This is a genomic window from Paracoccus limosus, from assembly GCF_009711185.1.
GTDB classification, from domain to species: Bacteria; Pseudomonadota; Alphaproteobacteria; order Rhodobacterales; family Rhodobacteraceae; genus Paracoccus; species Paracoccus limosus.
Genome location: NZ_WMIF01000026.1, coordinates 13,846 through 35,025 on the forward strand (window position 1 = coordinate 13,846; position 21,180 = coordinate 35,025).

Below are 21,180 nucleotides of genomic sequence, written 5' to 3' on the forward strand. Positions count from 1 at the left end.
CTGGCCTCGGCCGATGGACCTGGTATACAGCCAATGATCCGAATTCGAGAGGTCTCTGATTTGCCAGCCACTTTCGGCATTGTCGATCTGTTTGCAGGTCCAGGCGGCCTTGGAGAGGGGTTCGCTTCGCTCGAGGCTGGCGGTCAGCATCCCTTCCACATCGGGATTTCTGTTGAGAAGGAGACGTCAGCACATCGCACGCTGAGGCTGCGCGCCTTCCTGCGTGCCCATGTTTCGCGACACGGTGCCCTGCCGGAAGCCTTCGTGAGGTTCCATGCCGGTCTGACGGAAGAACCTGACTGGCCAGAGGTAGACGCCGCCGCATGGACCGAAGCGACAGCCGAAGCGCGCTGTCTCGAACTGGGCAGTGAAGCGGCCGCAGCCGCCATCGATGAGGCCATCGGTCGGCTGAGAAAGAGCTTCGACGACACGATCCTTATCGGTGGCCCGCCCTGCCAAGCCTATTCGCTGGTCGGTCGGGCCCGTTCGCGTGGCAAGGCGGACTATGTTCCCGAGGAAGACCACCGGCATTACCTTTTCCGCGAATACATCCGTGTGCTGGATCGGCTGCGACCGGCCGCCTTCGTCATGGAAAACGTCAAGGGCATGCTGTCCTCGACCGTCGAAAGCCGCCTTGTATTCGAGATGCTGATGGAAGACCTGGCCTCGCTTGGCACGGGTCACGGTCATCACTACGAGTTGCGGGCTATCCGTCTCGCGGACGGAAGGGCCACCCTGCAGGAAGCCGCAAAGCCATCCGATTTCATTGTTCGTGCTGAGGAGTTCGGTGTCCCGCAGCGCCGCCACCGCGTCATCATCGTCGGCATCAGGTCCGATCTGTCGTCCCGGGCAGTCGGCGCAAGCATTCCAGTATCAGGCCCAAGCCGCACGGTCGATGAGACCATCGGCAACATGCCGCCTTTGCGCAGCGGCATCAGCCGCGCGTCAGACACAGCCGAGGCATGGGAAAAGGAGGTCGCAGGGTTCGCCAAACTGCTCGCGAAGATTTCCAAGGGCGACGCAGACTGTACCCTCGCGTCGGAATTCCGCGAGATCAGGGAAGTCCTGAAGCACGGCGCCGAAACCCGCCGCTCCTCCTCCATGCTTCCTGCCGCCTATGGAACTTCGAATGACGACCTGATGCGCTGGCTGGAGCGTCCAGGCTTGCACGCACTGGCCCAGCACGAAACCAGGGGTCACATGGCCACGGACCTCGGCCGCTATCTGTTTGCCGCAGTCTTCGGCAAGGTGCGTGGTTACAGCCCGAAGGCGGCCGACTTCCCGCTAGCCTTGAGCCCGGATCACCGGAACTGGCACAGCGGTGTCTTCAACGACCGCTTTCGTGTCCAGCTTGCACACGAGCCTTCGACGACCGTGACCAGCCACATCTCGAAGGACGGGCACTATTTCATCCATCCGGACCCGCTCCAGTGTCGCAGCCTGACGGTGCGCGAAGCTGCCCGGCTGCAGACCTTCCCTGACGACTACCTGTTTCTCGGCAACCGGACACAGCAGTATGTCCAGGTTGGAAATGCGGTCCCGCCTTTCCTGGCAAGGCAGATTGCAGCGCTCGTCCATGCATCCCTGACAAAACCGGACACCCTCAACCTCTGAGGCACCTCCCGCACCTTGTAACAACGATCCGTTCGCGCCAGAGTAGATCGTGATCGTAGTGCCAAGGGTTCGCATGCAGGAAATTTTTGTTTCAAGACGGGCAGATGCCACTCCTCACGCGACAGTGTTCACTTGGGAACTCGGGCACATCGGGCGGCTTCTGGCGCTGGATGCGGAAGTTGACGGGCCAGCCCACCTGCAGGAAAGCAAATGAGCACAATTCGCGTCTCAGTTCGGAAGGCGGGTCGAGTCGTTGACACCATCGAACGACCGCTGCGGAACAAGGACGGCGGACCCGCAGTCGTCTATCGCCGAAAGCTCTGGCGTCTGATCGACGGGTATATCGATCTTGACAAGCCATGTTTGGATCGGTCGGACGAGGTTTCTGTTATTCTAGAGAGTCCGGTCTTCGAGCGAATGCGGGATCAAGAAGCAGAAAAGGCCGATGACTCCGGTACGCGGAAGAAGATCATCGAAGCGCCAGCCTCCGCACGAATGATCGTGGAAGCGGGGCCTGGCATGGGCAAGACAGAAATTGCTGCCCGTCGCTTGGCTTACCTCATCCGCAACGAACTTTCGCCGGCGGAGGTTCTAATACTCAGCTTTTCACGAAGCGCGGTGAGGACCCTGACGAGGCGCCTAGATGGGATCGGCGAAACCGACCCCCGAGTAGTAGAAGAACTGCGCCACCTGTCTGTACGCACGTTCGACTCATGGGCTTTCAGAATGCTGAGGCTACTTGGAGCGGCCCCCCAGACACTACTCACAAGGAAACACGACGCGAACATCGCCGCGCTCACCGAGCTGGCCACAGGCGAGCGCCGCGACGATGTCCGGCGTTTTATCGGTAACCGACGGCACCTCATCGTGGACGAGTTTCAGGATCTTCCTGGCGTTCGGGGAGATCTCGTCCTCGCTCTGCTATCGCTCCTAGCCCCGCCAGACCAAGAAGGCTGCGGCTTCACCATCTTGGGCGATCCGGCACAGGCGATCTTCGGTTTCGCGCGCGGCGTTCGCGAGGACGGAGAGCCATTCCCCTCCCCTCGGGAATACTGGCAGCAGGTTTCGCGACTCTACGGCAGCGGACTCGACGAGAACGTTCTTACCCGCAACTTCCGCGCCGTGCCGCATCTCGCAGATATGTCGGCCGAGTTGCGCGGCGTGCTGCTCAGCAATCGGCCCGAGAAGGAGAAGCTACGTTGCGTGCTCGATGCCGTGGCCGCGCTTTCGGAGACCACGCGGCCCCTCGGACGCGGCCTGCTCGAGGCAGCTACCGGCGGAAGTCGCGCCATCCTGACCCAGACCAATGGCGAGGCATTGAGGGTACTCCAGGCGCTGTACGGTACCGACCCCGAACCTTCCGAAATCCCGGTACGATTGCATGCGGGTAGCCACGCAATGTTGCCGCCGGCCTGGATCGGTGGCTTGTTGAGAAAACTGCGCTCTACGTCTCTGTTGCGCACACAGTTTGCAAGGATCCATGAACTTTTGACGAGACAATGGGGCGAAGATGTTTGCCTTCGACTGGGTCTGCCAGACGAAGGTGTCGCGTGGGGTCGACTGGCGCAGGCGAGCGGAGCCCCGAACGATGCGACCGCGATCGACGTCTCCCGACTCCGCGAACGTCTGGCGTGGCCCGATGCATTCCCGGATGATCAGCCGCTTGCCGAGGACGGCGTGATCGTAACTACCGTCCATCAGTCAAAAGGAATGGAGTTTGACACAGTTACCCTGCTCGAGCCCTCCGACAATGGGGACGAGGATGACAAAGAAGAGACCAAAGCCGTAAGTGACGACGTGCTGGGCGAGCGCGCCAGTGTCGCCTACGTCGCTATAACGCGTGCCGGAAAATCTCTTGACCGTGCGGGTGCGAAACAAATCTTTCAGGCTCCAGTCCACTGGGATTTCGCCGGCGGGCGGAGCCGGCTATGCTTTCGGCGGAAGAACTGGATCAATATGGAGATGGGTCTGCGCGGGGACGTCGATCCCATCGGTTTCGCCGACCCGGTGCTCTTAGGCGGCACGGCCGCAGTAGAGGATCTGCAGGCTTTCTTGCTCGCCAATGCCGGAGCGCTCGCGGGGCGCAAGGTCATGCTTTGTAAGCAGTATGGGAATGGTAAAGTAGAGTGGCACATCCATCTCCAAGAGGGCTCGAAGCCCGGCCGCTTGATTGGTCGAACAGCAAACCAGCTTTCGTTAGACTTGCTGAGCATTCTGCACAAGCAAGGTTGTAAGCTGCCACCCACCATCATGAACCTCCGGATCTCGTCGGTGGGAACCGTGACCGCCGATGGCACCGGGAGCCTCGGTGAGCCTGAGAGAACCAGTGGGATGTGGTTGGGCGTCGGCCTCTTCGGCACCGGTGATTTCCAGCTATGGAAGGACAAGAAGTGAGCCATCTCGATCACCGCCCGGTTCGTACCGATCTGCTGCGCACTGCAACCGCCCTGCTTCTGGGACCTCTCGAACAGGATGAGCAGATCCTTTCGGCACCCGTCGACACCTACCTGACAGGCATCCTTTGGCCAGAGGGTGTCACGCTTGGCGCAATGGAGGACGACCAAGACGACGGTGCGCTGAACGACGCCGACGGTGAGACTGATGCCGGCGTGCCCGGCTATCGAACAGTCCGGCCCTGTTCAATCGGCCTGACATTCGCTGCCGACGAGAACGCAATCGTCATTGTTTCGACAGGTTCGACGGCGAGATACATTCCAATCGAACGAGAGCCGGCCGAAGGGGACAAGAAGCGTCGTCGGATCTGGGCAAGGCGGCAGCTCAACTACGTGCACGAGATTCATCCCGGCGAAGCTGGCACGTGGAGAGTCCACGATTTCGTCGGTCCGGACGGAACTACCATTACCGACGCTGCGGTCTGCCTCCACATTCGCCGCCGCCTGTCAGGAGGCTGTCAAGTCCTTACGATTACCTTGATTAACAAGGCGCAGCCTACTGACGATCACCTGCGGGACGAATTTTACCTTTTTCAGTCGGGCCTGAAAGTCCAAGCGATGGCGCGAAATGGTAAGGGAGCAATCCGCCCACGGCAGACGTCCGCTCCGGCAGGTGCGGACGACGACGCGCGTTCCGCAGCGCTTCTTTATCGCGACGTGCTTGAATACGCAGTCGGACACGGAGTGGCGGTCATGTGGGAGCCAGCTCCGGACCAGCGGATTGCCTGGCTGGAAACAGCATGGATGCCTGTCGCCTCCGTCAAAGGCATGAGCGCGTCTGGACATGGGACACTTAGTGAGTTCCTTAACCAACACCCCCAGGCGCTATCCGCAGGATGGCTCGCCCGACAGGAAGACCGGGACGAAGTGACGAACGTTCTTCGAAGTTTTGCACGCGTATATGAAGAATGGATCCGCAATGTGCTCGCATCCAGTGTCGACCGGTTCTCTGGCGACTTCCGAATTGCGGCTGAGAGAAACCTAGATCTCTGCAGGACGGCGCTCAGGCGCATTGAGAATGGGATCGACACGCTCATCCGCGACTGGGATGCTTGGAAAGCTTTCACGCTGGCAAATGCGGCAATGGACATGCAGTCGCGGTTCCCCGCCAAAGGTGATCGCGCAGGGCCACTCATATGGAGACCGTTCCAGCTGGCCTACTTCCTGATGGTCTTGCCGGGCCTGGTCGATCCCACGGATCCGGACCGCGATCACGTCGACCTGCTATGGTTTCCTACCGGCGGCGGAAAGACCGAGGCGTATCTCGGATTGACGGCCTTCCAAATCCTGCACCGCCGCCTCACTGATGGAGAACGACGGAATGAAGGCGGCGTGGATGTGCTGATGCGCTACACCCTCCGCCTTCTGACCGTGCAACAGTTCCAGCGCGCAGCGGCGCTCATCTGCGCATGCGACGCCATTCGAAGCGAGCGCGACGATCTTGGCGGAGCCCCGATTACCCTCGGTCTTTATGTCGGTGGGGACGCTACTCCAAACAGGGTCAACAAAGCGCTGGAAGCACTCGACCTCGAACACGACGGTCAAAAGCCAAAGTCGACCCCTCGACAGCTTCTGGCCTGTCCAGTCTGTGGCATCGCACTTGACGCCAAATGTTACCAACGTGCTGTTAACGACGCCGGCATAGACATCCGCTGCTCGAACCAAAGGTGCACCACCCGCGGTGAGCCGCTACCTGTAATGACAGTGGACGACTTCATTTATCGTGCTCCGCCTAGCCTCCTTATCGGCACCATCGACAAATTCGCGCAGCTTCCCCGACGTAGAGACCTGCGGGTGCTCTTTGGCCTTGATGGTGGGCTCCGGCCTGGGCTGATTATCCAAGACGAATTGCATCTGATCTCTGGGCCGCTCGGGTCGATGGCCGGTCTTTATGAAACTGTCGTGGATATGCTCTGCACCGACGAGGGTCACCGCCCCAAGGTGATCGGATCGACTGCCACAATCGGACAGGCCAGTCGCCAAGTCCGGGCATTGTTCGATCGTCCGGTGCTGCAGTTCCCACCGTCCGGCTTCGATGCTTCAGACTCGTTCTTCGCAGTTCGAGACGAACATGGTCCTGACCGGCTGTATGTCGGAATATGTTCAGCAGGCCGGAGCCCGAAGTTCGCACTCCAGGCAACCGCCGCGGCACTGCTCCAAGGGATCGGCCATTTGGTAAACACCGGGACCGACCCTGCGCTCGCCGATCCCTTCTGGACGGCGGTCATTTACTTCAACAGCCTTCGCGAACTCGGAGGCGCTCACGTGCTCTTGCAGGATGACATTCCGCGCCAGATCTCTTTTCTGGCAAGCCGTCTGCAAGGTCAACGTCGAGTGCTTGAGACAGATGCAATCGAACTTAGTAGCCGAGTATCCTCTCGCGACCTCCCCGACTTCCTCGCGCAACTGGGAAATCCTCTCACTGATGGTAACGATCCATTCGAACCTCAGCCACGCGATGCTGTCCTCGCGTCGAATATGATCTCCGTTGGCGTCGACGTGTCTCGCCTTGGTCTGATGCTGGTCAACGGACAGCCCAAATCGACTGCCGAATATATTCAGGCTAGTAGTCGAGTGGGCCGCGGGCTCGACGGCCTAGTGACGACCCTATACAATTTTGGACGTCCTCGGGACGTCTCACACTTCGAGCACTTCCTAGCTTATCACGGCGCACTGTACCGAAGCGTCGAGGCATCTAGCGTGACTCCTTGGGCTCCCCGTGCACGAGACAAGGCCCTCCATGCAGTCATAGCGGCTGCGGTCCGGCATCTTTCCAAAGGTATGGAAGGCGACGAGGACGCAGTCGACTTCGACCCCGAGGACGAGGAGGTCAGGCAGCTCATCGCTGCCATTCGACAGCGCGCGGATAGGGCTTCCGTAGGAATGGAAGCAGCGGAAGCAGCAGAGGATATTGATGCGATCATCAAGGAGTGGGCATCCAGAAGCCAAAGCTCCCGCGCATCTGGGACCGACTTGCTTTATTGGAAACGGCCCGCACCATTTGGCAAGACCAGGCCCCACCTCATGAAGTCGGCTGAGGAGGGAGGGCAACCGGGCTCGCTCGCCTGGGCAACCCCTAATTCGATGCGAGAGGTCGAGCCCTCTACCGCCTTTGCGCTAAAATCGTTCAAAAGGAGGCCTTGACGTGTCAAGAAGACCCAGAAAACCCTCCGGGTCCGAACCCACTGATGCAATCGAGGCCATCGGGACTGTTCGCCGATCCCAGCTGGTCTCTACCTTCGGCATAGGGGCGATCATCGACCTCGAGAAGGGATCGTTTATGCCGATGGGCCTTGAGGACTGGGAACGGATCAACTCACTGCCGTCGCTAAGGATTGGTGAAGAGCGGCTGCAATCGATGCTCGGCGTTAGCCATTTTCGCCTCGGTCCCGTCAAAGAGCAATTAGCTGGGACCACGCAGATCCGCGCACGCAGCGCGGCGCCTGCCGTCAGATTCCCCGAATGGCATGAATGTCCAAAGTGCCATCTCATCGGGCGCGAAAGCGCCCCCTTCGAGCTGGCCGACGACGGGGCCCGGCTTCGTTGCACAGCTCATGGCGGGATCGTCTACACCAACCCTATTCGCTTCGTCGTTGCATGCCGCAGGGGGCACCTTAGCGACTTCCCTTGGGAATGGTGGGCACATCGCGGTCGTGAAGAAGGAATCTGTCAGCGTCCGCTGTTGCGGCTCGGTTCGCATGGTGAGTCAGCATCACTTGCGGACCTCTTTGTGGCATGCGAGTCATGCAGCACACCTCAGCGAAGAACCCAACAATCGCTGGGTACGGCCTTTGGTGCTGACGCGTTGAAGGACTGGTCGTGCGATGGCTTCAGGCCTTGGCTATATGATCGTCAGGCGGACTGCCAAGAGCAGGTGCGCACACTTCAGCGTGGCGCTTCCAACGTGCACTTCGGTGTGGTTGGCTCGGCTCTTTCTATCCCGCCCGCATCAGAGGCGCTAGCGCAGATCGTTGAGCAATCCCGCATGTATCTTGATGGCGTGCCAGAGGCGGCGCTGCCCTCTGTCCTGACAGGCGTATCTCAGACCTACGGAGTCCCCGTAGACCAACTCTTGGCAGCCTACAACCGGCTGCGCTCGCTGGACGGACAGGGCCCTCCTTTGACGGAAAGGTTAGCCCGAGAGCAGGAATATGATGCGCTATCGCAAGACCGCGACGACCCCATCGTGGGTGGGGTAGTGCCGCAGTTTCAGAATGAGGCACTCGACCCACCGACAGCACTCTGTCACTGGTTCGACCTAATAGGCGCGACGTCGAGGCTCCGCGAAGTGCGTGCCCTTGCAGGCTTCTCCCGGATTGAACCCCACCCGGTAAGCCCCGAGCGCGTCCGACAGGCGATCGCGGATGGCAAGGTTTCTCCACTCTCAAAGTCCGAAAGGACATGGCTCCCGGGCGCCGAGATAAGAGGAGAAGGCATATTCCTGCGATTCAGGACAGAAACCGTCGATGCATGGATCAAAGACAACCCTAGCCTCGCCGCCCGCGTCGCCATCTTGGAAGCTCGGAGCAAACAAATTGCCGAAGAGCGAGGTTATGAGCGCGACCACGTTATAACGCCGCGCCTATTGCTGGTGCATGCTTTCTCTCACGCTTTCATCCGGCAGATTTCGGTTGAGTGCGGCTACTCCGCCTCCGCGCTTCGCGAACGTCTCTACGTATCCGACGCCGGCAGAACAATGAACGGCGTTCTCATCTACACGGGCTCGCCAGACTCGGAAGGCAGTCTCGGAGGACTCGTCCGCCTAGCCGACCCCGAGCTTCTTGAACCGATCGTCCTACGAACCCTCGCTAACGCAGGATGGTGCGGCAGTGATCCAGTTTGTCTTGAGACGGATCCTAGGCAATCCGGCGATCGGATCGGCGGCGCTGCCTGCCACTGCTGCCTCCTTCTTCCGGAAACGGCCTGCGAACGATTTAACCGGGAACTCGACCGAGCAATGCTAGTGGGCGATGCGGAGGAGACGTTCGCGGGCTTCTTCGGAGATCTAGCTGCGGAGGCCGAATGGCAATCCTGATACCTGATGTACCAGAGAAATGCCCGAACAGTGAGCGCCTAGTCTACGAACGACTCGGGCGTGAGCTGCCGGACGACTGGGTAGTGCTCCACTCGCTGGGACTGCCAGGCCACGAGAAAAAGATCTGGGGCGAGGCAGACATGATAGTTCTGTCGACCTTTGGCGTCTTTGCACTCGAGGTGAAAGGTGGAAAGGTCACCTGCGCCGACGGCGTCTGGACTTTCTCGGGCGACTTCAAGAGCTACTCAAAACGGGAGAGCCCGTGGTCTCAAGCGTCGGGCGCCATGAATGCGGTCAGAGATCGCCTGAACGCGGCTTCGGGATCGTTCAAGGACGTGCTCTTCGGGTTCGGTGTGGTAATGCCATACACAACCTTTACGACGCCGGGCGCGGAGATTGTGCCGGAAGTGCTGCTCGACAAGAGGCAATTCCGCGACACGCTAGGCCACTTCGTCTCCGCCATCCAGCGCTACTGGAATACCGTCTACCTAGAGAAGCGGGGCAAAACCTACCGCGGCCTAAGATTGGACGAAATTCTTCTTGCGAGACAGGTGCTGAGGCCAGACCTCGAAACTGCGCTGAGCCTAGGCGGGTATCTGACCGGAGTAGACGCCCGGCTGATCCACCTCTCTAACGAACAGATCCGGGCCTCGCGCCGCCTTGCTGCCAATCCGCGGACGGTCGTGCGAGGCTCAGCCGGAACGGGCAAGTCGGTCATCGCGCTAGAACGTGCGCGCCAGTTGGCCAAGGACGGAAAGCGCGTGCTGATGCTTTGCTTCAATCAGCTTCTGGCCGCTCACGTGCGCGACGGCCTCGCGGCTGAACCGGGTAGTTCGAAGCCGGAGGTCCGCCATGTCCACGCTCTCTACCGCGAGCTTATCGTGAACGCCGGTCTGCTCCCGCAGCTCGAGGCAGAGGACTCCGACCACCTGGAGTTCTTTCCGAAGCGCTTCCCCGAGCTGGCGGCGGACGCACTCTGTGAACGAGCTACAGAACAATGGGACGTTCTGATCGTAGACGAAGCTCAGGACCTGCTCACCCCCGAACACCTCGACGTCATGGACCTTCTGGTTCGCGGTGGGCTCAGTCGCGGTCAATGGCACCTGTTCCTCGATCCCCTTCAGAACATCTATGGCGTCGAGACCCAGGAGATGGTGGACCTTAGGCTAGCCGCAGGAGCGCCCGCGTTCGACGATCTGTTCGAGAATTGCCGGAACACAAGGCAGGTGGCTGTGCAGGCATCGATCGTCTCGGGCATTGATCTGGCTGTTGCCGGGGCACCTGACGGACCGCAATGCCATGTTCACTATCATACGAATAAAGAGGACGGCATCGCACAGCTTGAAGCCATTGTCCGCGAACTCATCGCCCGCGACGTCCCCGCCCGCGACATTGCTATCCTGTCGACCCGACGCCACGAGAACTCGCTCCTCGCCGGACAACAAGAACTGGCAGGCCGCCGCCTCGCCGATCCGTCGAACGTGGCGGCGCTGCGTGGTGGCTCCCTGCTGCTCACAACAATGCACGCGTTCAAGGGTCTTGAACGTCAGGTAGTCATCGCCATCGACATGGCAGAAATTGGGGAAGGTCGATGGGCAATGCTCCACTACGCAGGACTTTCACGTGCGCGCGGGCTGCTGCACGTTCTTATGCCTACTACAGCACGCCGGGCATATGATCGACAAGGGGAAGCGTTCGGGAGGCGATTGGAGACCAGAAGAAGCTGAGCTTTGCCGACTAAGAAATGTCGGATCATAGCAGTTCACATAAAGAACGCTCCAAGGTGGCGCACTGCGCCTGACCCGCAATTCCAGACCGAAACGCTGTCCGATTACCCCTTCCTCTGGTTCCTCCCCGGTCCCAATCGTATGCGGGGGGGCGCAGCGCGGCGGTTCGCTAGCGTGAGGCATTTTCACCGGGGAATCCACTTGGAAGCCACCCGCCGGGCGATCTTCGGAAAACCGACTCATTATCAAAGGCTTGCGGAATCACGATCTGGACGTGCTGGATTCTTTTGCGGAATCCAGGGAATCCACTTCGGGGAAGCCAGGTGGCCGGAAGCCTCCACCGGAAGCCACCTGCGGGGACGCTGTTGAATCCGCGTCATTTTTCCGATTGACAGACCTGCCCCCGTTGACCTACCCCTTGATCATCGAAGAATAGCGCCCGGAGGAACCCCCTCGCGGGCGCTTTCGTTTTCAGCCCCCACATCCCGAGCCCCGCCCCATGGACCTCGTCTTCGCGCCGAGCCAGATCGAAACTTGGCCGATTGCCCGGCTGCGCCCCTATGCCCGCAATGCCAAGATGCACGGGCAGGACCAGGTGGCGAAGATCGCCGCCAGCATGGCCAGGTTCGGGTGGACCATGCCCTGCATGGTCGCCGACGACGGCGAACTGATCGCGGGCCATGGCCGGGTGCTGGCAGCCACCATGCTGGGGCTGACCGAGGTGCCGGTGATCCGGCTCAGCCATCTCGACGAGGCCGAACGCCGGGCATACCGGATCGCCGACAACAAGCTGACGGAACTGGGCGAGTGGAACGAGGCCATACTGCGCGACGAGATCGCGGTGCTTCTGGCAGATGATTTCGACGCGACGCTGCTTGGCTTCAGCGACGATGATCTCGACGCGCTGCTGCGAGATCCCGAGGCGCTGGGCGTCGAGGGCCCTGTCGAGGGCGAGGACGATGTTCCGGACCTGCCGGTCGCGCCGGTGTCGGTTCCGGGCGATCTGTGGCAGCTGGGTGCGCATCGGCTGATCTGCGGCGACAGCACCGCGGCCGATGTTGTCGGGCAGCTGCTGGGCGATATCCGCCCGCTCCTGATGGTGACCGACCCGCCCTATGGAGTGCAATACGATCCGTCCTGGCGCAACCAGGCGGGCGCGGCCAGGACAAAGCGCACTGGCAAGGTGCTGAACGATGACCGGGCCGACTGGCGCGAGGCATGGGCGCTGTTCCCCGGCGACGTCGCCTATGTCTGGCATGGCGCGCTGCATGCCTCGACCGTGGCCGAGAGCCTGGTGGCTGCGGGTTTCGCTATCCGGTCGCAGATCATCTGGGCCAAGGACCGGCTGGTGCTGAGCCGCGGCGATTACCACTGGCAGCATGAACCCTGCTGGTATGCGGTGCGCGCCAAGGGCAAGGGCCACTGGGCTGGGGACCGCAAGCAGACCACGCTGTGGCAGATCGCCAACCGGGATCAGGATGCCGACACGGTCCACGGCACCCAAAAGCCGGTCGAATGCATGCGCCGCCCGATCCTGAACAATTCCAGTCCCGGACAGGCGGTCTACGAGCCCTTCATGGGATCGGGCACCACGCTGATCGCGGCCGAGACCACCGGCCGGGTCTGCTTCGGCGTCGAGTTGAACCCGGCCTATGTCGATGTGGCCGTTGAGCGCTGGCAGTCCTTCACCGGCCAGGAGGCGCTGCTGGCGGAAACCGGTGAGACCTTCGCCTCCATCAGGGCCAAGCGGCACGCGGCATGAACGCGCCCCTCCTGCCCGGCCGGATCGAACATTGGCCGCTGGCGCGACCGCGCCCCTACGCCCGCAATGCAAAGACCCATGATCGCCGCGGAACGCACCGGGCGGCGCTGCTGCGCGGTGGAACTGGACCCGGCCTATTGCGATGTTGCGGTGCGGCGGTGGGAGATGGCGACGGGGCGGACTGCCAGCCGCGATTGACCAGTTGGCTCGAACTTGCGAATGTTTGCCGAGAAGGAGAATGGGAACTCGGCCTACCGCCTTCGGTACTTGAATGGTCGAATTTCCCCGGAGCAGTTGATGCGTAGCCCTTCACCTTCTTCGTCCCGCAACGGTAAGGCTGACCAGCTTATCGACATCTTTGAGCGCGAGATGGAGGTCGAATACCGGGGCGAGCGTTATCGTGTCCGTGACAATGGTTCCGCGCATCGCCTGCCCCAGAAACGGCAGAAGACCAGACCACTTGATGACCAATGGACGTTTGGGCGGCAGGGGTTGTCGACCGGCTACATGTATCTGAGTGGCGTGCCCGTCCATCGGATTGTCTGCGTGGCATTTCACGGCGAGCCACCCACTGATCGACATGTCGTTGATCACATCGACACAAACAGGGCGAACAACCGACCGGAAAACCTGCGGTGGGTCACCCGCCTGGAGAACGTTCTACTCAACGAAATCTCGGCACGGCGCATTGAACTGGTCTACGGCTCGATTGAAGCCTTCTTCGCCGACCCAAGCCAGGTTCAGACCGACAAGGCGTTTCCCGACATATCCTGGATGCGCACCTTGTCGAAGGACGAGGCAGCAGCCGCAAAAGCACATTTGCAGGAATGGGCGAAGAGTGGCGCTGTCCCAAGCGGCGGCGCGCTGGGCGAGTGGCTGTATGGGACAAGAGATCGGGCGAGCTATGAACCGCCACCGGCGGAATATGAATCACTGACGCCGTCCGTCGTGCAGGTCAAATGGAAGGTGCCGACGGAGTTCCCGCTCTGCCCGGAAGCTGTGACCGAAGACGCGCTCCAACGCTACGCGGAAAACCTGAAGTTCGGTCGTGTTTTCGCGCGAAACCATCTCTACCAGAGCTTGGTCGTCCAACATGGCATGACCGAGGACAGTCTCGTGGTCATTACACACGATCCAAGCGACAATGCGATCAAGGACTGGGCGGTCGCGCATGTCGGTGTCCGCGGCGAATTCTTCTACCACCGCAGCGAGCACCAGTATTTTACACTTCAGGGGGCCCTCAAAGCCTTCTGTGAACTGACGGGTGAGAGTTACGACGACTGCATGGACGACTACTGCTGAACGACCTGCTACTTCAGGGGAGCCGGTAAACCGTCCCCCTGCCCTCGACCTTCTCGGCAGCGACGGGCAGGCCCAACTTCTTCTTCAAAGCGCCAGAGATCGAGCCCCGGACAGTATGAGCCTGCCACGAAGTGGCCTCGACCATCTCAGCCACCGTCGCCCCCTCGGGACGCTGCAGCATCGCGATGATCCGCGCCTGCTTGGTGCCCGCGCGGATGGCGACGGGTTTCAGGGTGGCGGTGCCGTCGGGCGTCCGCTCCGCCTGCGGACTCGGCTTCGCCTTCCGCGCGCTAGCGACGGCGCTGGCCACCAGCGGCTCGATGCCGATGGCGTCCAGCCCTGCCTCGGTGGCAATCAGCGTCGTGCCGTGACCATCCCCAGTCTCGCGCCACAGAGGTTCACGGCGAGTCAGATTTGCTTCCACTTCCTCGAGCCAACCACGGACGATCATCTTTCTGACGACCATCTTCGCGGCGGCGCCGGCCAGCCCCTCGGGCAACGGCACGGCGAGGTTACCTGGCCGCGTGGCGGCGCGGGAAAGGATCAGGGATTGGGTGTCAGACGGGGTGATCATGGGGGTCCCTCCGGGGCCGAGTTGCATCGTTTCCTTGCGATCAGACTCGCTCTGTCGCGCCCTCCAATCAACTCAATACCAAGCGATATCATCGCCTTGATCGGAACATCCGCGCCATGAAGGGCATGAGCGAACGCGAGTACGCGGCCCATTCCGGCCTCTCCCGCGGCGGGGTGCAGAAGGCGCGCAAGAACGGCCGGCTGGTCGTTTACGACGACGGTTCGATCAATGCCTCGGCCTCGGATCTGCGACGGGCGGAGATGACCGACCCGGACCAGCAGCGCCGGTCTCTTGGCGGTGACACCCTCGCCAGCGGTCCGGGCGAGACCACGTCCTATATCAAGGCGCGCACCGCGCTGACGGTCTATGCGGCGCATGGGCCGGACTCTAATCGCAGATGGAGGAAAAATCCCGAGGCAGGTCAGCAAGATTCAGCGTGAGGATCTTGCCCGCGATCAGCAAGACAGCCGCGAGATTGAACGAAAGGAAAGGGTGTATTGAGAAGGTTTCCACGAAATCCAGCAGCCAAAGCGTAATCAACACAAGTTGATTACGCTTTGGCTCGTATCTTTCCGTGGGTCAAGGCCGTCCGGCAATCACATAGCCTGAAAAGGTTGTGGCAGGGTCACTCAAACAAAAAACTGGCCACCATTGGCAGTGATGGTCGAGCCAGTGATGAAGCCCGCCTCATCCGAGGCAAGGAAAGTGACACAGCGGGCAATCTCTTCAGGCTCCCCAAGACGACCCACCGGGATTTGCGGCAGAATGCGGTCTGTCAGCACCTTTTCGTCCATGGCGCGGACCATCTCGGTGCCAATATAGCCGGGGCAGATCGCATTGACCGTAATGCCCGCCCGAGCGCCTTCCTGCGCGAGAGCTTTGGTCAAGCCCAGATCACCGGCCTTGGCTGCGGAATAGTTGACCTGGCCGGCCTGACCTTTTTGACCATTGATGGAGGAAATGGTGATGATACGGCCGAATTTGCGTTCTCGCATACCCGGCCAGAGCGGATGGGTCATGTTGAATACGCCCGAAAGATTGGTGTCGATCACCTCGCGCCACTGTTCGGGCGTCATCTTATGGAACATAGCGTCACGGGTGATGCCTGCGTTATTCACCAATATCTCAACTGGGCCATATTGGGCTTCCACACGTTTTACGCCTTCGGCGCAGGCGTTGTAGTCTGCCACCGACCATTTGACTGCGGGGATGCCACTCGCGATGGTAAAGGCCTCGGCTGCCGCGTCGTTTCCAGCGTAATTGGCAATGACCCTGTAGCCAGCCGCTTTCAGCGCAATCGAGATCGCGGCTCCAATACCGCGCGTTCCACCCGTGACCAATGCAACTCTGCTCATCTTCTTCATCCTGTCTGCGACCCTCAGGCCGTGGTGTGAAATCCGTTATCGGCATAGATCACCGATCCGCTCATCGGACTCGCGGCCTCGGTGGCCAGAAACGCCGCCAGCGCGCCGATCTCTTCGATACTCACCAGTTTGCCGGAAGGCGTGCGTGCGCGAACCTCATCCATCAGCACATCGAACCGCTCGATCCCCGAGGCGGCGCGGGTCTTGACCGGACCGGTCGACAGCGAAAAGGCCCGGATCCCTTCGCCCGCGAGATCGGCCGCTGCATAGCGGACCGAAGCCTCCAGTGCGGCCTTCACCGGACCCATGAGGTTGTAATTCTCCACCACCCGATCTGCGCCGTAAAAGCTGACGGTGATCAACGAACCACCCGCCTGCATCAAAGGCCGTGCCAGCCGCGCCATACGCAGGAAGGAATGGCAGGAGACATCCATTGCGGTCGCGAAACCTTCGGCCGAGGCGTTGACAACGCTGGTATGCAGATCTTCACGTGGGGCAAAGGCGATGGCATGAAGCAGGAAATCAAGCCGCCCCCATTCAGTGGTGATGCGGTCAAACACGGCTTCCAGCTGACCCGGTTCGCGCACATCACAGGAAAGCAGCAGCGGCGCACCCACCTCCTGCGCCACGGGCGCGACCCAGGGCCGGGCCTTTTCATTGAGACAGGTCAGCGCCAGCTCCGCCCCTGCAGCACGAAAGGCTCTGGCGCAACCGGCGGCGATGCTGGCCTCATTCGCCACACCGACTACGAGACCGCGTTTGCCGTTCAGATCAATCATATCGCCGTTCCTTCGCTGATGGCCTCGCGTGCGATGATGATTTCCTCATCGGTCGGAATGATGAGGAGTTTCACCCGGCTGCTGGCGGTGCTTATGCAGCGCCGCCCCGCTTCATTGGCCTTCGGGTCAAGCTCTGTCCCAAGCCAGGCCAGCCGCGCGGCGACACGGGCGCGGATGCCGTGCTGGTGCTCGCCGATCCCTGCGGTGAAGATCAGCGCGTCGATCCCGCCCATGCTGGTCGCCAGCCGTGCGACCTCGCCCGCGATACGCAGGCAAAAGAGGTCGATCGCCTCCGCCGCCTCCGGGCGCGGGCTGGCCATCAGCTCGCGGCTGTCAGCCTCGAACCCCGACACGCCGAGAAGGCCGCTTTCACGGTAGAGCATGGTCTCGACCTGTTTCAGGCTTTGGCCCATTTCGCCCATCAGGTGCAGGATCACGCCCGGATCCAGCGCACCGGACCGCGTCGCCATAGGGATGCCATCCAGCGTTGAAAACCCCATTGAGCTGTCGATACTGATGCCGCCATGAATGGCGCAGAGGCTCGCGCCGCTGCCCAAATGCGCTGCGACCACCTTTGCATCGGGGACCAGATCGCCCAGTTGACCGGCGATGTAGCGGTAGGACAGCCCGTGAAAACCGTAGCGCTTGATCCCCTGATCATAAAGTGCGCGCGGGATAGCAAAACGGCGCATCAGGGGCGGGTTGCTCGCATGAAATGCGGTGTCGAAAGAGGCGGTCTGCGGCACGTCCGGGTAGAGCGCCCGCATTGCCCGGATCAGCGCAAGGCTTTGCGGTTGATGCAGTGGCGCGAGCCGCGCCAGAGTGTCGATCTGCGCAATCACCTGATCGGTGATCCGCGCCGGGCCTGTGAATACATCGCCGCCATGCACCACGCGGTGGCCGATCACCGCGAGTCGCGACAGATCAAACTGCCCGGCCAGCCAGGCAAAAGCCTGGTTCAGAACCGCCGTCAGATCGCCGGGATCAGCGGTGATCGTGCCAGACAGGGCCTCATCCTCCCGTTTCAGGCGGATCGCAAAAGGCTCATCACGGAAGTCGATCACGCCCGAGGCAAGCGGGCGGGGCCCGGCAATCTCCAGTGCATAAAAGCCGAGCTTGATGGTCGAAGAGCCGGCATTGAAGGTCAGGATCAGATCGCGCGTCACGCCTTCACCTCCGCCTTGCGGATCGCAACCAGCTTTGCCAGCGCGGCCGAGGCGATGCGGGCCGACAAGGGATCGGCGCGACTGGTCAGCACGATCGGCACCCGCGCGCCCAGCACCAGTCCCGCCGCCGTGGCACCTGCGAAATAGATCAGCTGCTTGGCGAGCATATTCCCGGCCTCAAGATCCGGCACCAGCAGGATATCGGCCTCTCCCGCCACTTGCGAGATGATGCCCTTGGTCGCTGCCGCCTCGGGGCTGATCGCATTGTCAAAGGCCAGCGGCCCATCGACCAGTGCGCCGGTGATCTGGCCACGCGCCGCCATCACCGTCAGCGCGGCGGCATCCAGCGTTGCGGGCATCATCGGGTTCACCGTCTCGACCGCCGCCAGCACCGCGACCTTCGGCTGCTTGCGCCCGAGTAGCCGCATCAGATCGACCGCATTCTGGCAGATGTCGCGCTTGTGCTCCAGGGTCGGCGCGATGTTGATCGCGGCATCGGTCACGATCACCGGCTTGCCATAGGCGGGCACATCCATCGCATAGACATGGCTGATGCGGCGCCCGGTGCGTAAACCCCCGGTTTTCGATACCACCGCTGCCAGGAGCTCATCCGAATGCAGGCTGCCTTTCACCAGCACCTGAACCTCACCGCAGGCCGCGAGTTCCACCGCCCGCGCCGCCGCCGCATGGCTGTGTTCGGTCTCCTCGATCTGGAAGCCATCGAGCGAGACTCCGGCCTCGGCCGCCGCTGCACGGATCTTTGCGGCGGGGCCAATCAGGATCGGATCAAGCAAACCCTCGTCGCGGACCTCAACCGCCCCCAGGATCGCGGATTTCGAACAGGGATGCACCACCGCCGCCCTGACCGGCGGCAGCGCGCGGGCCTCTTCGACAAAGCCCTGCCAGCGCCCTTTCGGCAAGATCACCGCCTCGGGGAGGTTTCCTGGTACCCAGGTCAGTTGCTCAAGCGGTGCCAGCACCAGCGCCTCGCCCGAAAGCACCACCTCGCCCAGTTGATTGCGGGCGGTGGTCGCAAGGCGGACACGGTTCTTGCCTTCGATCAACTCGATCACTTCAACCTCGGCAGTCACGGTGTCGCCGGGAGAGACCGGCTTTTGAAAGCGAACCTGCTGGTCTAGATAGATAGTTCCCGGCCCGGGCAGGCGGGTGCCCAGCACCGCCGAGATCAGTGCCGCTGTCCACATGCCATGGATCACCACATGGCCAAAAGGCCCATGCGCGGCGAAGTTGGCATCCAGATGGGCTGGGTTCGCATCGCCGGAAACGGCGGCGAACAGCTCGATATCCTCGGGGCCGACATGACGGCTGAGACTGGCGTGGTCGCCGATTTTCATCTGATGAAACAGGTGGTTGGTGAGGCTCTGGGCAGGGGCGTTCATCATATCACCTTTGAAAGACGTAAGTGCCGGGTGCATCTTCCAGCGCCTTTCCCATGGCGGGCGGCGCGGCGGGTGCAGAGGAATGCGCGGCCAGCCAGGCCTGCCACGGTGTCCACCAGGAGCCCTCCGTTGTGGAGTTGGCGTCAGCCCAGGTTTCCGGCGGCAAAAGTGCATCCCCATGGGTTCGGGTGGCCAGCCGGTAACGGCGGCGCGGATGGCCGGGTGGCGAGACGATGCCGGCATTATGTCCGCCCGATGTCAGCGCGAAGGTCACATCGCAATCAGTAAACTGGTGGATCTTATAGACCGATTTCCACGGTGCGACGTGATCGCGTTCGGTTCCGACCGCAAAAGCCGGTACGCGGATATTCTGCAGCAGCACCGTCTTGCCCCCCGCAGCGAAACGGCCTGAGGAAAGCTCGTTCTCGAGATAAAGCTTACGCAGATACTCGGCATGCATGCGGTAAGGCATGCGGGTGCTGTCGGCGTTCCAGGCCATGAGATCATTCATCGCCGTCCGCTCGCCCATCAGGTAATCATGCACCATCCGCGACCAGATGAGGTCATTCGACCGCAACAGTTGAAACGCCCCGGCCATCTGATCGGCGGAAAGATAACCCCGGTTCCACATCATGCTTTCAAGGAAATGTAGCTGGCTCGGATCGATGAACAGCGCAAGTTCCCCAGGCTCGGTGAAATCCACCTGAGCGGCGAGCAGCGTCAGCGAGGCGAGGCGGTCATCGCCCTCGCCGGCCATCGCGGCTGCCGCAATCGACAAGAGCGTGCCGCCCAGGCAGTAGCCGGTGGCATGGATCTTCTGGTCGGGCACCAGGCGGCTGATTTCATCCAGCGCTGCCATCGTCCCTTGTAGCCGGTAATCTTCCAACGTCAGATCACGGTCTTCCGCGCCGGGATTGCGCCAAGAGATCGCAAAAACCGTATGGCCCTGGGCCACCAGCCAGCGGATCAGGGAATTCTCGGGGCTCAGGTCGAGGATGTAATATTTCATGATCCAGGCCGGGATGATCAGTACCGGCTCAGGATGCACGGTTTCGGTCACGGGCGCGTATTGGATCAGCTCGATCAGATGATTGCGGAAGATCACCTTGCCCGGCGTCACCGCCACATCGCGGCCCGGCGTAAAAGCTTCGACCCCTTCGGGCGGTTCCTGACTGATCTGGCGGGTCGCGTCCTGCAGCCAGTTCTGCCAGCCCTTCACCAGGTTCATGCCGCCCGTGGACCAGGTCCGTGCCAATACTTCGGGATTGGTGAATGGGTTGTTCGAGGGGGAAAACACGTCGAGCATCTGCTTCGCGGCAAAGGACACCACATCCTCGTGGTGTTTCGTGACGCCGGGTACCTCATGGGTGACGTTATGCAGCCATTGCTGTTGCAGCAGAAATGCCTGCGACATCCAGCTGAATGGCGGTTTTGCCCAGGCTTCATCTGCGAAACGGCGGTCCCCGGGCAAAGGCGTGATGACCGGGACGGCCTCTGGGTCCATCGCGGAAGACATGAGATGCGCCAACAGACGCTGCCATTTGCGCCCCGCCTTGACGCCGAGTTCCATCCGTTTGCCAGGTGCCTGGGCCAGATGAAAGATCCAGTCCGACCAGGCCAGCATCAACGAGCCCGGCGAGATGCCGCCGCTCAGTTGGGCTGAAAGCGCCTCGCGGATGCGATCAACCGCGTGAAAGGCCTCAATCCCAAGGTTTTCACCGGCCTGGGCCGGGGAAGCACCCGGTAGGTCTGATTTCGGCGGAAGTGCCATGCCGCGTCTCCACTTTGTTGTGTGAGGCTAACACATGATGATCAACGTGCGTTGATCGAGATCAATAAATGTGAGGTTTGTTTTTCGCGCGTTCATTGTGTGCAAGTCCTTATCCAGGAGGCAAAGAAAAATGAGCTGTCAAGCCACTGAAATAACCGCCGCAGGTCCGACAAGGGATCCGCTGAACCTGCTCCGGCAGATGCCTGACGCTGTGAGAAAAAACGCGCACCTCA

The 21,180-nt window shown here is 61.3% G+C and carries 13 protein-coding genes and 1 pseudogene; 8 read left to right on the top strand and 6 right to left on the bottom strand.

Annotated elements, in window-relative coordinates; all coding sequences use genetic code 11:
* Positions 1-60 precede the first annotated feature (60 nt).
* The 7 genes from GL279_RS15350 to GL279_RS15380 all read left to right on the top strand — a co-directional run bounded on the left by GL279_RS15350 (position 61) and on the right by GL279_RS15380 (position 13,893).
* Positions 61-1,614 carry a DNA cytosine methyltransferase gene (locus GL279_RS15350; RefSeq protein WP_155065523.1) on the top strand — a complete coding sequence of 518 codons (1,554 nt, stop codon included), beginning with the start codon at positions 61-63 and terminating at the stop codon, positions 1,612-1,614.
* Positions 1,615-1,824: 210 nt separating this feature from the next.
* The gene (locus GL279_RS15355; protein ID WP_155065516.1) at positions 1,825-4,008 is read left to right on the top strand and encodes a UvrD-helicase domain-containing protein; all 2,184 of its coding nucleotides are present in this window, start codon (positions 1,825-1,827) and stop codon (positions 4,006-4,008) included.
* The gene (locus GL279_RS15360) at positions 4,005-7,211 is read left to right on the top strand and encodes a DNA helicase (protein ID WP_211371332.1); all 3,207 of its coding nucleotides are present in this window, start codon (positions 4,005-4,007) and stop codon (positions 7,209-7,211) included. The genes GL279_RS15355 and GL279_RS15360 overlap by 4 nt, the downstream gene beginning before the upstream one ends.
* A 1-nt stretch (position 7,212) precedes the next feature.
* Positions 7,213-9,102, top strand: coding sequence for a DrmB family protein (drmB, locus tag GL279_RS15365; RefSeq protein ID WP_211371333.1), 1,890 nt, complete (start codon positions 7,213-7,215; stop codon positions 9,100-9,102).
* Complete coding sequence (locus GL279_RS15370) at positions 9,090-10,829, top strand: nuclease-related domain-containing DEAD/DEAH box helicase (RefSeq protein WP_155065518.1); 1,740 nt, start codon at positions 9,090-9,092, stop codon at positions 10,827-10,829. The genes drmB and GL279_RS15370 overlap by 13 nt, the downstream gene beginning before the upstream one ends.
* Positions 10,830-11,328: 499 nt before the next feature.
* Entirely contained in the window at positions 11,329-12,591 is a 1,263-nt protein-coding gene (locus GL279_RS15375; protein WP_036700968.1) for a site-specific DNA-methyltransferase, read from the top strand.
* A gap of 219 nt (positions 12,592-12,810) precedes the next feature.
* Positions 12,811-13,893 (top strand): HNH endonuclease signature motif containing protein, encoded by a 1,083-nt coding sequence (locus tag GL279_RS15380; RefSeq protein WP_081972910.1) that lies wholly within the window; start codon positions 12,811-12,813, stop codon positions 13,891-13,893.
* A gap of 13 nt (positions 13,894-13,906) precedes the next feature.
* On the opposite strand, the gene GL279_RS15385 is transcribed toward GL279_RS15380, so the two are convergent.
* The gene (locus GL279_RS15385; protein WP_036700986.1) at positions 13,907-14,467 is read right to left on the bottom strand and encodes a DUF3489 domain-containing protein; all 561 of its coding nucleotides are present in this window, start codon (positions 14,465-14,467) and stop codon (positions 13,907-13,909) included.
* A 116-nt stretch (positions 14,468-14,583) separates the two neighbouring features.
* Here GL279_RS15385 and GL279_RS15390 point away from each other — a divergent pair.
* Positions 14,584-14,841: pseudogene (locus GL279_RS15390) on the top strand (hypothetical protein); the annotation flags it as partial.
* A gap of 255 nt (positions 14,842-15,096) precedes the next feature.
* On the opposite strand, the gene phbB reads toward GL279_RS15390, so the two are convergent.
* The 5 genes from phbB to GL279_RS15415 are packed head-to-tail and all read right to left on the bottom strand — an operon-like array spanning position 15,097 to position 20,947.
* Positions 15,097-15,822: an acetoacetyl-CoA reductase gene (gene phbB / locus GL279_RS15395; RefSeq protein WP_036700970.1), complete on the bottom strand. Its 726-nt coding sequence runs from the start codon at positions 15,820-15,822 to the stop codon at positions 15,097-15,099.
* Positions 15,823-15,845: 23 nt separating this feature from the next.
* Positions 15,846-16,610 (bottom strand): enoyl-ACP reductase FabI, encoded by a 765-nt coding sequence (fabI, locus tag GL279_RS15400; RefSeq protein WP_036700972.1) that lies wholly within the window; start codon positions 16,608-16,610, stop codon positions 15,846-15,848.
* Positions 16,607-17,776, bottom strand: a complete 1,170-nt coding sequence (locus tag GL279_RS15405; protein WP_036700973.1) for an acetate/propionate family kinase — start codon at positions 17,774-17,776, stop codon at positions 16,607-16,609. Before GL279_RS15405 ends, fabI begins: the two co-directional genes overlap by 4 nt.
* Positions 17,773-19,176, bottom strand: coding sequence for a bifunctional enoyl-CoA hydratase/phosphate acetyltransferase (locus GL279_RS15410; RefSeq protein ID WP_036700992.1), 1,404 nt, complete (start codon positions 19,174-19,176; stop codon positions 17,773-17,775). The genes GL279_RS15405 and GL279_RS15410 overlap by 4 nt, the downstream gene beginning before the upstream one ends.
* Positions 19,177-19,180: 4 nt before the next feature.
* Positions 19,181-20,947, bottom strand: a complete 1,767-nt coding sequence (locus GL279_RS15415) for a PHA/PHB synthase family protein (protein ID WP_052171691.1) — start codon at positions 20,945-20,947, stop codon at positions 19,181-19,183.
* Positions 20,948-21,180 lie beyond the last annotated feature (233 nt).